Genomic DNA, 13,149 nt, shown 5'->3' on the forward strand with positions numbered 1-13,149 from the left:
GGCGGCGAGGGCGGTCGCGGAGAACGACGAGGCCGTCGCGGCGATCTGCGGCCCCAGCCCCGCGCCGGCGAACAGCGCGCAGGTGTAGAGCGCCGTCCCGGCACCACGGTGCGGGCCCGAACGGTCGAGCACGAGGGCGATCAGAGCGGGGGCGATCACCGCCACGCAGAACGTGATCGCGGCGAAGGCGGCCACCGGCGCGTCCTGCGCCACCGTCGCGCAGGCCGCCGCCACGAGGAGGAAGACGACGATGCGGTGCCCGGTCCGGATCCGGCCGAGCAGACCCGACAGCAGCGGTGCCGCGACGATCGCCGGCAGCGCCGGCGCCCGGAAGACCAGCAGATCGTCGGGATCCCCCACCACGGCGAAGCGTTGGACGCCGGTGTGGAGCGCCACGAAACCGGCCAGCACCGTGGCGGTGACCGCCAGCACGGCGACGGTGCGTGCCGATCCGAGCAGCGCGACGGCCGCCGTCACCGGCTGCGGGCCGGGTCGCGGCGGTGGTTCGTCGTCGACCGCGGCGAGCACCGCCACCGTCGCCACGGCGAACAGGACAGCACCGATCCCGAAGAACCACCGCCATCCGGCGATCGCGGACACGGCCTGGGCGGCGATCTGCCCGAGGACGACGGACGCGAGGAAGGACCCGGTGAGCACCGACAGTGCCGTCGCCCGGCGAGCCACCGCGATCCGGGTGCCGATGTACGCGAAGGCGGCAGGCGCGAACGCCGCGGCCACCGCGCCCTGCAGCACCCGCGCGGCGATCATCCACGTCGCGTCCCGGGCGGTGGCGACCAGCACGGTGGCCGGGACGAGCGCACCCAGACCCGTCAGCAGGGTCCGCCGCGGTCCGATGCGGTCGACGACGGCGCCCCAGGCGAGGAACCCCACCGCATAGGCGATGCCGAACGCGGTGTGGGTCACGGTGACCCGCTGCGCGTCGAGGCCCAGGTCGTCGGCGAGGACACCGAACACGGGGATCACGGCGTAGAGCTGGGACAGCACGAGCACCGCGAGGAGTCCGAGCAGTACGACGACCGGGAGGAACGCCGCCACGGCATCCCCCTCGCCGGACGACCGGTCCCGGGGCGAGGCGAGATCCGGCTCCGTCATTCGGGCAGCCCCAGCACGACCTTCCCGAGCACCCCACCCTCGACCGCCTCGTGCGCCGCCGCCACCTCGTGCAGGGGGAACCACACCGTCGGCAACGGGGTGAGCGCGCCGTCCTCGAGTGCCGCCGTGATGCCGCGCATCGCGTCCTCCTGGGCTCGCAGACCGATGGTGTAGACGAGCATGAAATGGGTTCGGAGGTTCCGGGCCATCAACCGCTGCACGGGAATCGGCGGCGGTTCGGGTTCGGGGGCGTACACGACGACGGTGCCGTGGTCGGCGAGCACCTCGAGGTCGAGGTCGAGGTTGCGTCCCAGGGCGAGTTCCAGAATGCGCCCGACGCCGTCCGGCGCGGCGGCCCGCAGCGCCGCGGCGGCCTCGGAGCTGCGGTAGTCGACCACCACGGACGCCCCCGCCGCGCGCGCGAGCCGTGCCTTCTCGTCCGTGCTCGCCGTGGCCAGCACCGTGGCACCGGCCCGGCTCGCCAGCTGCACGGCCGCGTTCCCCACCGCGCCGGCCCCGCCCGCCACCAGCACGGTCGCACCGTCGAGCGGACCGTCCGCGAACAGGGCGTGCCATGCGGTCATGAACGGGATGCCGAGCCCGGCGGCGAGCTCGTCCCCGACGTGCTCGGGCAGGTTCACCGCCTGCCGATCGGGGACACACGTCCACTGGGCTGCGGTGCCGTGCCGGCGCCGCCACGCGGCGTTCCACACCCACACCCGGGAACCGATGCGGCCGGGATCGGCACCCGGCCCCACTGCGTCGACCACTCCGACGCCGTCCGAGTGCGGGATCTGCCACTGCAGCGGCGTCCCCCGGCCGTGCAGCCGGGCCCGCCAATCGGACGGGTTGACCGCGGACAGCCGGAGGCGGACGCGCACCTCCCCGGGCCCGGGCTCCGGTCGCGGCATCCGGCGAACGTCGAGCACGTCCCGGGCCGCGCCGAGGCGCTCGTATACCGCCGCGAGCATGTCCGGCACCGTCAGACTCCCGCCCGTGCGGTCTCGATGCGGGTGTCGAGGGCGGCGTACTCGTCGAGCGCCCGGGCAACGGCGACGTCGACCGGCAGCACCGGGGTGAAGCCGAAGAGCTCGGTGATCCGCTCCAACCGGGCCGGCAGGTCGCCGCCCACCACGTGGAACGGAATCGCCAGTTCCGCCATGATCTCCTCGAGCATGCGGTCGGCCCGGGCACGGAAGTGCTCGTTGACCGGACGATGCCCGTCCGCGCTGAGCGGCAGCTCGTTGGGCAGGTGCACGAAGGCGTCGAACGTCTCCTTCACGTGCCGCTTGAACGCCTTGCCCAGTTCGGCGACGACGTCCTCGAAGTAGGCCAGTTCGGGCGTGCGCGGCACGGGTACCCCTTCGCCCAGGCCCACCGACTCGTTCGGGTTGATGCCGTAGGTGACCCGGACGGAGCCGTAGATCCATTCCTGCAGCGACGAACCGTCGGAGATGAACCCGTCCCACAGGTTCCGTTCGTGGATCGCCCGATCGACGTGCCGGACGACGATCATCTGCAGCAGCTCCGCGGACGTGCATTCCTCGAGCGTCTTGCCGGGGGCGGCCTCGGGGAGGATCTCCCGCATCGTCTTCGCCCGGGTACGGGGGATGCCCGTGTACTCGGACAACGCGATGGAGGTCAGTGTCTTTCCGGAGGAATAGGTTCCCGAGATTCCCAAGCGCATTGCGCGTGCCTTTCCGTGGCGGTGTTCGCGGTGGTCAGAAGTTGGCCGCGAGCTTCTGCGCGTGCGCCACGTGGCCGGCCAGGTCCTCGTCGGGGGCGCCGGTCAGAACGGTCGGGGCGAACCGGACGACCTCGGTGTCGGTGATGCCGACGAAGCGCAGCCAGTCGTCGAAGAAGGTGGTGGCGAAGTCCGCGCCGAACTCGAGCGGCACGCCCGGCGCGTAGACCCCGCTGGTGTAGACGGCGAGAGCCCGCTTGCCGGTCAGCAGCCCTTCGTATCCGGTGGCGGGGTCGAAGCCGAACGCCCAGCCGGGCTGCGTGACGATGTCGATCCACTGCTTGAGGACGTACGGCACACCCGCGTTCCACATCGGCACGTTGAACACGTACACGTCGGCCGCCGCGAACCGGTCGAACACGGCCCGGGCCGCGTCCCACGCCGCCTTCTGCTCGGCGGTCTGTTCCTGACCGCCGAAGACGGCCATCTTGGCGTCGGCGGCGACCGTGCCGAACTCCGGCAGGTCCGCGGAGAACAGGTCGAGGGTGTCGACCTCGAGGTCGGGCCGGCGATCCGCCAGCGCCTCGACGAAGGCCCGTGCGATGGCGAGGGACTGGCTGTGTTCGCCACGGGCAGAGGCGTTCACATGCAGGAGCTTGGTCATCGGGATCCTCTCGGAAGATGTCGTCGCAGGCCGCGGGTGCCGACGAGCAGGCCGCCACCCGCACACGCAGCTAGGCTGCAGGGGACAGCATCATCCGCGTGCCGCGGCAGCTCAAGACGGCACTTTCGAGTGCCTCGGGCACCTCGAGGTTCCCGGGCTGCGGCGGGGCGCGGGTGCGGGGAACGGTTACGGGGGAATTCGATGACGACGACCGCCGGTGAACGACGCGAGCGGGAGAAGGCCCGGTACAGCATCTACCTGGCCGGATGCCCGGCACGTCAGGTGCTGGAGACCTTGAGCAACAAATGGGCGACGCTGATCCTGTCGGCCCTGACGGACGGCCCGCGGCGGCACAGCGAACTGCGCCGCACGATCGCCGGCGTGAGCCAGAAGATGCTCACCACCACGCTGCGGACCCTCGAGCGTGACGGTGTCGTGGAGCGGACGGTGACGCCGTCGGTCCCGCCGCGGGTGGACTACCGCCTCACGCCCCTCGGCGAGTCCCTGGTCCCGATCGTCGCCGAGATCAAGGACTGGGCGGAGTCGAACATCGCCGACATCCTGGTGCATCGCGAGGAGTACGACCGCGCGACCCGCAACACCGGGTGACGTGGTCCGCCGCACCGACTCCCTGTGATTTCGAACGCAGTCGACGCCCGCGACGGCGGGCGGCATTGACCTGCCGCACCGTCGTCGATTGGATTCACGCCTGTGAACGCGACGTCGAAGGAAAATCGCAGAACCGAGCTGAGCATCTTCCTCCGTCGACACCGGGCCCGGCTGTCGCCCTCGGATGTGGGCCTCGTCGCCTCGGGCCGGCGGCGCACGCCCGGTCTTCGCCGTGAGGAGGTCGCGGCGCTGGCGAACGTCGGGCTCTCCTGGTACACCTGGCTCGAGCAGGGCCGGCCCATCAACGTCTCATCCCAGGTGCTCGACGCGATCTCGCGCGCATTGCGCCTCGACGACGCGGAGCGGATCCACCTGCGGCTGCTCGCGGGTGTGCCCGACCGGTCTCCGAACACGCAGCAGCGCAGCACAGTTCGCGACGATCTGCTCCAGTACATCGTCGACGGTTTCCGCGAGCCGGCCTACATCGTCAACCGGCACTGGTGCGTGGACGTGGCCAACATCCCGGCCCGGGACCTGCTCGACGTCCGGGCGGGCACCAATTGCCTGGTCCGGTTCTTCACGGAAGACGGTCGCGCACAGCGGTACTGCGATCCGGAGGCCACGGCGCGCAGTCTCGTCGGCCGGTACCGTCTCCAGGTGGCGCGCTACGTCGACGATCCCGTGTTCGCCGAGACCGCGCGCCGGCTCTGCCGGGAGAGCGAGGTGTTCGCCGCGCTGTGGGACGAACGCTCCGTGTGCGCGGAACCGCCCGAACTCCTCGCCTTCCGCCACGAGGAGTTCGGACGCATCGACTTCCGCACCGTCTCGTTCCCACTCGGGTCCGATCCGAGCCGGGCCCTCGTTCTACAGATTCCCGAATCCGGCTATCGGTCCACCGGTTCGGACACGCCGGTGCGGATCGAACGCGTCGCGGGATAACCGGGCATCCCCTCCCCCACCACGACGCGTTCCCCCGCCAGATCGAGCATCGGCGCATCCGAGACGTGGTCCCCGTACGCGATCGAGCGGCCGAGATCCGTTCCGTGGGCACGGGCATACGCCGCCACGGCGCGCGCCTTGTCCGGGCCCAGCATCGTGGCGCGCACGACGCCGGTGTATCGCCCCGCGGACGACTCCAGGTCGGTGCACAGCACGGCCGCCGCACCGATGTGTTCGGCGATGGGATCCAGGGCCGGCGCGAAGGACCCGGAGACGAGAACGATCGCGAAACCGTCCGAGGTCCGCGCGGCGAGGTCCGCGAGCACAGCTTCGTGGAAGAACCCGCCCAAGGACAGTTGTCGCGCGAACCACCGTCGGCCCGCGGCCGCGACCTCGGCGAGCGAACGACCCTGCCACCACGTGTAGTACGCCCGGTTGGTCACCGCTCGCGGCACCCCGCGCACCCTCAGCGACCGCAGTCCGGCGAGGTGCGCCCGCGCCTGCCCGCCGGCGCCACGCTCGGCGCCGTCGAACAGTAGCAGCGAGAACAGCGTCACCTGCGCGACGAGCGTCTCGTCCACGTCGACGAACGCGCACCGTGCGGTCACGCCGTCGCGACGTCGTCCACCCGCAGGCGGTTGACCAGGTCCGCCACGCCCTGGAACGTGTGCGCCGCCACCATGTCCTCCTCCGCGACGTCGATCGCGTACCGGGCGGACAGGATCGACCCGAGCTCGACGAGCACCAGGGAGTCGCAGCTGAGGTCGTCGAAGGTGGTGTGTTCGTCGATGGGGCCGGAGAATTCGGGAAAGTGCTCGTCGACGACGGCCGCGATGTCACGATACGAGAGAGTCATCCTGCGCTCCTGTGTGAGAGTGGGAAGAGACGAGGTGCGGCCACGTCACCGCGGCCGCACCCCAGGTGGTTCCACCGCCGAATGCGGTGAGGATCATGCGTTCTCCCGCCCCGATCCGCTGGGCGGCGTCGGCGAGGGCGAGGGGAATCGACGCCGCGCTCGTGTTGCCGACCCGGTCCAGGTGCACGAGGGCCCGTTCCGCGGGCAGCCCGAGCCGGTAGGACACCGATCGGAGGATCCGGAGGTTGGCCTGATGCGCCACGAGGCGATCCACCGTCGCCGGTGTCCAGCCGACCCGGCCCATGACGGAGGCCGCGGACTCCGACATCGCCGCCACGGCCGCCTCGAACACCCGCTTGCCCTGCATCGTGAAGTAGCGGTTCCATCCGGTCGAGGCGGATTCGCTGGTTCGTTCCCGGGAGCCGCCCCCGGGCACCATGATCAAGTCCGCCTGTCCCCCGTCGGAACCCAGGTGGGTCGCGAGTACGGCACCGTCCTCGTCGCGGTGTCCGGCCCGCAGCACCATGGCGCCGGCTCCGTCGCCGAAGATCACCGCCGTGTTCCGGTCCCCGGGATCGAGAATCGTGCTGAAGGAGTCGGCTCCGACGACGAGCACCCGCTCGGCACCGCCCGAGCGGATCGTCGATTCCGCCAGCATCAGGGCGTAGAGGAAGCCGCTGCACACGGCCGCGACGTCGAATGCCGGGACCGGCCCGAGGCCCAGCCGGCTGGCGACGCTGGGTGCGGTTGCGGGACAGGGATGGTCGGGGGTGGTCGTCGCCAGGATCACCATGTCGACCGCGTGTTCTCCCGCGGACGCCAGGGCTCGCCGGCTCGCGGCCACCGCGAGGTCGCTCGTGGCGGTGCCGGCGGACACGAAGTGCCGGAATCCGATTCCGGTCCGCTGGCGGATCCACTCGTCGCTCGTGTCGAGGCGGTGCTCGAACGCCGTATTGGGGATCGCCTCCCCGGGAACGTATCCGCCGATTCCCGCGATCACGGCGGCGCGCGTTCCCCGGTCGCGGGCGCCCGCTGCGGTGGTCACCGCAGATCCGATCCGGCGGCGGGCGCCGGCAGTTCGTGCGCGACCGAGCAGCGCACGGCGGTGCCGTTCCGCTCGGAGACGATGTCGCACGCGCGCCACAGCGCGCCGCCCCGGGCGAGGGAGCGGAGCGCCTCCAGCGCCACGGTGACGGGCACCTCGGCCTCGGTCTGCACGGCCGGATCGGTGGTGTGCAGAACCGTGCGGCGCATCCACAGCGTGTTGCTCGTGGCGCGGTCGATCCCGTCGAGTTCGTACATCAGGATCTGGCCGAGCTGCAGGGTCTCCACGAATGCGTCGACGAGCGTCACGTGCGGCTCGTACCGCGCGGCCAGTCCGGCACCGGGTATGCCGTCGCCGGGGCCGGCGACGAGCCTCGACCGGGCGTGCGCGACGGTACCGTCCACGCGGATGTCCCGCGTGCGCATCTCGTGGGTGCGGTACCCGTCGGCGTAGGGTCCGGCCGCGTGGGCGAGCAGACGGTCGGCCACGGCCGGGGCGAGTCGCGACGCGGGCCTCCCCACTCCAGGGTGGACGACCTCCAGCTCGACCGCGAAGCCGGCGACCCGCACCCGCACCGCGTCCACGCACGCACTCCGTCCGGCGTGCTCGGCACGACCGGGCTCCACCTCGGATCGGACGTGTTCGGCTGTCACGTCCAGGTTTCCGAGGTCGTGCTCGACGGGCGCGGCGGCCGCGCGGATCACCACCGACCGCACCCACGCCGCCGCCAGATCGGCCTCGTCGAGACCGTACGCGGCCCCGATCACCGCGCCGGCCGCCCGCGTGGCGACGAGCAGAACGTCGATCGTGCTCAGGTGCGGGCGCTGCGCCGTCGTACCCTTCGTCGACCAGTCCGACGGGCATTCCACGCCGGCATTCGCCCTGATCCCGGTCGCCGGATGGTCGAGGAGACCGGCGAAGCGGAGGTTCTGCCGGACTCGGCGATAGCCGGCCCCGAAGAACCTGTCCTCGGCCGGACCGAGGTATCGGCTCGGTGAGTCCAGCGTGAAACTGCCCTGTGCCACGGCCGCTGCCATGTGTCTACCCCCAGATCACATCGGTGTCCGAACACGGTGTCCGGCACCATCGTGAACCGGCGTCGCCGCCCCAGCCAGGGTGTGCCGATCCTGGTGTCGGCACCACCACGCTGCGACCGGCCCCGACGCGGTTCGGCCGGCATCCGCGTCACCTTTCGTTGGCGCACAGGCACTTCGGAGGCGCTACGGTTGCGGTCCGTGAGCATCCGACTCGGTTACCAGATCCCGAACTTCACCTATCCCGGACCGGCCACCGGCATCTTCCCCACCATCGCCGCCCAGGCCCGCGCGGCCGAGAGATCCGGGTTCGACACGGTGTTCGTGATGGACCACTTCTATCCACTGCCCCTGATCGGTTCGCCCGACGAACCGATGCTCGAGGCGTACTCGACGCTCGCGGCGCTCGCGGCGGTGACGACGTCGATCCGGTTGTCGGCGTTGGTCACCGGCAACACGTATCGCAACCCGGCCCTGCTGGCCAAGACGGTCACCACGGTCGATGTGATCAGCGGTGGCCGCGCCGTGCTGGGGCTGGGGGCGGGCTGGTACGAGTTCGAACACCGGGCCTACGGTTTCGAGTTCGGTTCGCTCCGTGAGCGGTTCGAACGCCTGGGGGAATCGCTCGAGATCGTCGTGCCCATGCTGCGGGGCGAACGCCCCTCGGTGGACGGCAGGTGGTACCACACCGAGGACGCCCGGAACGAACCCCGCCTGCGCAACGACCTGCCGGTGCTGATCGGCGGCGGGGGCGAACGACGGACGTTCGCCTTCGCGGCTCGTTGAGCCGACCATCTCAATATCCTGTGCGCCGCACGCGAAATACCGCGCAAGCTGGCGGCCGTCCGGGCGCGATGCGCGGAGCTCGGCCGCGACCCGGCGTCCCTGGACGTCAGTTACCTCGGCTACGTGATGATCGACGAGAACGGCGATCGCGCCCGCGATCTGCACCGGCAGTTCCTGCTCGCCCGGGGAATCGACCTCCGCCGGCTCACGGAGCGCGAATCGGCGGCCGCCACCGATCGGCACTTCGTGGGCACACCGGCGGAGGTGGCCGAGGAGTTCGATCACCGGGTGCTCCGGCACGGCATCGACCGACTGATCGTCAATCTCGTGACGAACGGCCACGAGGAGGGGATCGTCGAACTCACCGGCCGCACCCTCACAGATCTGCTGGCCGGCCGGTGAGCCGGGGAAGAGACGCTACTCGGCGCTGCCGGTGCCCGGCAGCCACTCGCGCATGATGCTCGCGTCGATCACCTGGGCGCCGAGGTCGGGGGTCCAGACGATGATGCCGCCGGTGAAGACGCGGAACTTGCCGCGTTCGTCGGGCAGCATGAGCTCCGGCCCGACCGGGGTGCCCAGGGTGCCGTCGTGCCCGCCGAGCTCGAGGTACTTCTCCTCGATGGGTGAGCCCTGCCCGGTCTCGAAGGGTTCGTCGCCGACCTCGGGGCCGGGTTCGGGCGCGGGGGTGGACGGCGGAACCGTGGCGTCGGCACCCTCCTGGACGGTGAACCAGTCGGAGCGCAGGCCCAGTTTGGCGCGCGCCTCGGCACCGGTGGTCTCGACCGTGCGGTCGGCACCGACGATGCGCACGTGGGTGACGCGGCCGCCGTCGGCGCCGAGGTTGCTGCGGCCGACGATCTCGAAGGCCTGCAGTTCGCCGACGCCGAAGGCCGTGCCGATCTCGCCGGCGGTCATCGTCTGGGCCCACTGCCGGTTGGGGGCGACGGCGTCGCCGAGGTCCTCGACGGACGGGAAGGCGCCGCCGGCGGAGTAACCGCCGGTCGAAGCGGAGAACTCGCTGGCGACGACCTTGCCGTCCTTCATGAGGACGGTGCCGCGGGTCGAGTTCACCGCCTCGTTCGTGCGCGGGTCCTCCTTGGCGGACCCTGCGTACACCTGGCAGTTCTGGCTGTCGCACGTCTGCCACAGCGGCGAGCGGTTCTCCGCCGCGGCGTAGGAGCGGGCGGCGATGGCCTGCGCGCGCAGCGCCTCGGCGCCGCCGGTGTCGGCCCAGCTGGGCAGCGACTCGGCCGGGACGACACTGAGCAGGTAGTCCTCCATCGACAGCCGGTTGACGGTGCGCGGCGCGGAGCCGTCGAGGACGACACCGAGGGAGCCGCGGTAGGGCGCGCTGTTGCCGCAGAGCTTGAGGTGTTCGGCGACGGGCCGGGCCTCGCCCATGTCGACGGGGTCCACCCACGGCAGGTCGGCGCGGCCCTGCCACAGCACCTCGCCGGAACAACCGGCGGTGACGACGACGTCCGCTCCCCCGTCCGCGGTGGGCGTCAGGTGGGCGGCCTCGCCCGGCCCGGTCTGCCGGCCGGCGACGGTCATCCCGGTGTCGGAGTACACGTCGAGGGGCGCGTCGTCCTGCCCGACGAGCCGGACCGCGATCATCGTGTTCTCGGGAAGGGCGCCGAGGGTGGTGCCGCCGTAGTAGTGACCGAGGATCCGGTCGGCGGACCAGCCGTGCTCGGTGGCGTAGCCGTAGGCGCCCCACTGGCCCATGCCGCGACCGTGGCCGTGACCGAAGCCCACGAAGGTGAAGGGGGTGTCGGCGGCCACGGCCTGGGCGACGTCGGGTTCGGCGTGCACGTGCAGCACCCCGCCGATTGCGGCGCCGACCAGCAGCGCGGGGGCGAGGCCGATCGCCGCGGCGCGGGCCGTGGCGGGCCGCCAGCCGTTGCGGAGGGGGTGTCCGACGACGAGACGCCGCCGGCGATGGGTCCGGCGGATGGACTTTCGTGGCATGCGCTGCACTCCCTCGTTCTCGCACCGTGTGCCGCCCGGACGCAGGTCCGCGCGTATCGGACATTCGAGACGGATCCTCAAGCTCAGGTTGAGGCTTAAGGTTGTCTGCGACTAGTGTGGCAAGAGTGACTGAATGAAGCAACAACAGCCACACCAGTAACACCAGAATCACAAGTTGCACACGATTCTCGGCCGTTCCGCACTTCGGGTCGTCCGGATGACGGAGGATTCGGTTCGATTCGAGCCGGCTCCTCGGCCTCGGCCGAGCGCCGCCCGGCCGCCGAGGACCGCCGCGAACACCGACAGGGAGAAGCACCGTGCCGCATCGCCGACCGAAGCCGTCGATCGTCCTGGGTGCCGTCGCCGCCCTGGCCGTCGCCAGCCCATTCGCCGTCTACGGCGTCACGAGCACCACATCGGACGTCCGCTCCACCAACGAGTCCGTCCCCATCGTCGTACCGCCCGAGATCGCCGAGGTCGTCCTCGCCTCGGTGCCCGACATCGTGATCCCGATCCACGAACTCACCGGCCTGAACCTGCCGGACCTGAGCCTGAAGGAACTCGCCGCGGGCCTGCCGGAGATCACCGCGCCCGCCCCGTCGACCACCCCGGCGCCCGCACCCGCAGCCGCCGACGTCGTCGATCGCATCGGCGCCACCGTCAAGCAGCTCACCCGCGACGCCCCGTTCAGCATGATCGCGCTGGCCGCGAAGGACGTTGCCGACACCGACGCACGCATCCGGGCCCAGCGCGACGACGGCAGCTGGGGACCGTGGACGGCCACCGAACCGATCGACACGAGCCGCTCCGACCGGACCCCCGACGAGCGGGCCGGCACCGAACCGATCTACGTCGGTGCCACCAAGGCCGTGCAGGTGCTGCTCACTCCGCGCCCGGCGCCCGAACCGACGCTCGCCGGCGCCGAGATTCCCGCCCCGGCCGCGCCGCCGGCCGCACCCGCCCCAGCACCGGCGCCCGCTCCGGCCCAGCCGGAGCTGGGCTATGCGCCGGCGTCGTCGTCACGGCCGTTGCACGCCCAGGAACCCGCGCGGGCCGCCGCCGACGACGTCAGCGCCGTGCTCATCAACCCGGGGTCGAGCAGCGCCGACGCCGCGCTCGAGGACATCGCCGGTCCGGTCGGAGGGTCCGGACCGAAGGTGATCACCCGAGCCCAGTGGGGCGCCGACGAGTCCATCCGCTGCCAGGACGCCACCTACGACGACGAGCTCGGCGGCGCCACCGTGCACCACACCGCCGGCAGCAACGACTACTCCAAGGCCGAATCGGCGGAGATCGTGCGGGCCATCTACGCCTACCACGCCCAGACCCTGGGCTGGTGCGACGTCGGCTACAACGTGCTCGTCGACCGCTACGGCCAGATCTTCGAAGGCCGCGCCGGCGGCCTGGACAAGCCCGTGCAGGGCGCGCACGCCGGCGGCTTCAACGAGAACACCGTCGGCATCGCGATGATGGGCGACTTCTCCAACGTCGAACCGCCGAAGGCCACGGTCGACGCGGTGGGCCGCTTCCTCGGCTGGCGGCTCGCCAAGGCCGGTCTCGACCCCAAGGGCGAGACCACCATGTACTCGGAGGGCACGTCGTTCACCCCGTACCCCCAAGGCGCGGCCGTGGACCTGCCGATCATCTTCGCGCACCGCGACGTCGGCAACACCAGCTGCCCCGGCGACTCCGGTTACGCGAAGATGGACGAGATCCGTGACATCGCCGCGGCCACCGCGGCCGGACAGAGCACCACGCCCAGCACCCCGAGCGACGACTCGTCCGACCTCGTCACCGACAGTCCGCGCGCGCAGCTGCCCGACGTCGACGCGGGGGCCCCGGCCACCGGATCGGCGGACCGCCTGCCCGACACCGGCTCGGCCGAGAAGGTGGCGGACCTGGTCGGAGAGCTGATCCGGCTCACCGACAACTCGCCGCTGGCGCAGAAGTGGATCGCCGAGGGCGGCGAGACCGGCCGTCTGGGGACCGCCGTGTCCGGGATCCTGCCCGCCAAGGCGGGCTACGAGCGCGCCGAGTTCGTCAACGGCGCCATCTACACCTCGCCGAACGGCGGCGTGTGGACGGTGCTCGGCGAGATCTACAAGACGTGGCAGCGCAGCGGCCTCGACGCGGGCGAGCTCGGCCTGCCGACCAGCGACGAGTACCGCGTGCCGGACGGCTGGCGTTCGGACTTCGAGTTCGGCTCGCTGATCTTCAACGAACTCACCGGTGCGGTGACGAAGGTGCTGCGCGCCTACAACGACGCGTACGAACAGGCGGCGCCGCAGCCCGCCGGCGCGCCCGCCCCCGCCCCCGAGACCCCGGCACCGGCACCCGCTCCCGAAGCGCCGGCACCGGCACCCGCTCCCGAAGCGCCGGCACCGGCGCCCGTGCCCGAAGCGCCGGCACCGGCGCCCGTGCCTTAGCCGGCCGCCGGTCCCCTCGCCG

General features: G+C 71.6%; 11 protein-coding genes and 2 pseudogenes. 4 read left to right on the forward strand and 9 right to left on the reverse strand.

From position 1 onward, the window contains the following. Nucleotides 1-60: 60 nt before the first annotated feature. From JYA75_RS28670 to JYA75_RS02840, 4 genes and pseudogenes are all read right to left on the reverse strand, one after another. Nucleotides 61-1,113 (reverse strand): annotated as a pseudogene (locus JYA75_RS28670) (MFS transporter); the annotation flags it as partial. Continuing rightward, nucleotides 1,110-2,084: an NADPH:quinone reductase gene (locus tag JYA75_RS02830; protein ID WP_203329671.1), complete on the reverse strand. Its 975-nt coding sequence runs from the start codon at nucleotides 2,082-2,084 to the stop codon at nucleotides 1,110-1,112. The pseudogene JYA75_RS28670 and the gene JYA75_RS02830, both read right to left, overlap by 4 nt. A gap of 11 nt (nucleotides 2,085-2,095) precedes the next feature. Next, nucleotides 2,096-2,800 carry an AAA family ATPase gene (locus tag JYA75_RS02835; protein ID WP_185713451.1) on the reverse strand — a complete coding sequence of 235 codons (705 nt, stop codon included), beginning with the start codon at nucleotides 2,798-2,800 and terminating at the stop codon, nucleotides 2,096-2,098. A gap of 34 nt (nucleotides 2,801-2,834) precedes the next feature. Further along, a complete protein-coding gene (locus tag JYA75_RS02840; RefSeq protein ID WP_006937166.1) occupies nucleotides 2,835-3,461 on the reverse strand; it encodes an NAD(P)H-dependent oxidoreductase in 627 nt (208 codons plus the stop codon). A 201-nt stretch (nucleotides 3,462-3,662) separates the two neighbouring features. Here JYA75_RS02840 and JYA75_RS02845 point away from each other — a divergent pair, with 201 nt between their 5' ends. Both JYA75_RS02845 and JYA75_RS02850 read left to right on the forward strand, forming a co-directional pair. Then, nucleotides 3,663-4,070, forward strand: a complete 408-nt coding sequence (locus tag JYA75_RS02845) for a helix-turn-helix domain-containing protein (protein WP_006937168.1) — start codon at nucleotides 3,663-3,665, stop codon at nucleotides 4,068-4,070. 102 nt (nucleotides 4,071-4,172) lie between these two features. Further along, nucleotides 4,173-5,009 (forward strand): helix-turn-helix transcriptional regulator, encoded by an 837-nt coding sequence (locus JYA75_RS02850; protein WP_043801803.1) that lies wholly within the window; start codon nucleotides 4,173-4,175, stop codon nucleotides 5,007-5,009. Here JYA75_RS02850 and JYA75_RS02855 read toward each other — a convergent pair. The 4 genes from JYA75_RS02855 to JYA75_RS02870 are packed head-to-tail and all read right to left on the reverse strand — an operon-like array spanning nucleotide 4,955 to nucleotide 7,947. Beyond that, nucleotides 4,955-5,617, reverse strand: a complete 663-nt coding sequence (locus JYA75_RS02855; RefSeq protein WP_168578910.1) for an HAD-IB family hydrolase — start codon at nucleotides 5,615-5,617, stop codon at nucleotides 4,955-4,957. The two genes, JYA75_RS02850 and JYA75_RS02855, sit on opposite strands and share 55 nt — an antisense overlap. Continuing rightward, entirely contained in the window at nucleotides 5,614-5,865 is a 252-nt protein-coding gene (locus tag JYA75_RS02860) for an acyl carrier protein (protein ID WP_006937172.1), read from the reverse strand. Before JYA75_RS02860 ends, JYA75_RS02855 begins: the two co-directional genes overlap by 4 nt. Beyond that, nucleotides 5,846-6,910 carry a beta-ketoacyl-ACP synthase III gene (locus JYA75_RS02865; RefSeq protein ID WP_185713450.1) on the reverse strand — a complete coding sequence of 355 codons (1,065 nt, stop codon included), beginning with the start codon at nucleotides 6,908-6,910 and terminating at the stop codon, nucleotides 5,846-5,848. The genes JYA75_RS02860 and JYA75_RS02865 overlap by 20 nt, the downstream gene beginning before the upstream one ends. Next, complete coding sequence (locus JYA75_RS02870) at nucleotides 6,907-7,947, reverse strand: AvrD family protein (RefSeq protein WP_185713449.1); 1,041 nt, start codon at nucleotides 7,945-7,947, stop codon at nucleotides 6,907-6,909. Before JYA75_RS02870 ends, JYA75_RS02865 begins: the two co-directional genes overlap by 4 nt. A 198-nt stretch (nucleotides 7,948-8,145) precedes the next feature. Between JYA75_RS02870 and JYA75_RS02875 the strand changes: the two are divergent. Next, a pseudogene (locus JYA75_RS02875) lies at nucleotides 8,146-9,132 on the forward strand (LLM class F420-dependent oxidoreductase). A 15-nt stretch (nucleotides 9,133-9,147) separates the two neighbouring features. On the opposite strand, the gene JYA75_RS02880 reads toward JYA75_RS02875, so the two are convergent. After that, nucleotides 9,148-10,701: a SpoIID/LytB domain-containing protein gene (locus JYA75_RS02880; protein WP_203329672.1), complete on the reverse strand. Its 1,554-nt coding sequence runs from the start codon at nucleotides 10,699-10,701 to the stop codon at nucleotides 9,148-9,150. 317 nt (nucleotides 10,702-11,018) lie between these two features. On the opposite strand from JYA75_RS02880, the gene JYA75_RS02885 reads away from it, so the two are divergent. After that, complete coding sequence (locus tag JYA75_RS02885; protein ID WP_203329673.1) at nucleotides 11,019-13,127, forward strand: N-acetylmuramoyl-L-alanine amidase; 2,109 nt, start codon at nucleotides 11,019-11,021, stop codon at nucleotides 13,125-13,127. Nucleotides 13,128-13,149: the final 22 nt, after the last annotated feature.

Origin of the sequence: Rhodococcus sp. PSBB066, assembly GCF_017068255.1 — a bacterium.
Lineage (GTDB): Bacteria > Actinomycetota > Actinomycetes > Mycobacteriales > Mycobacteriaceae > Rhodococcus > Rhodococcus aetherivorans.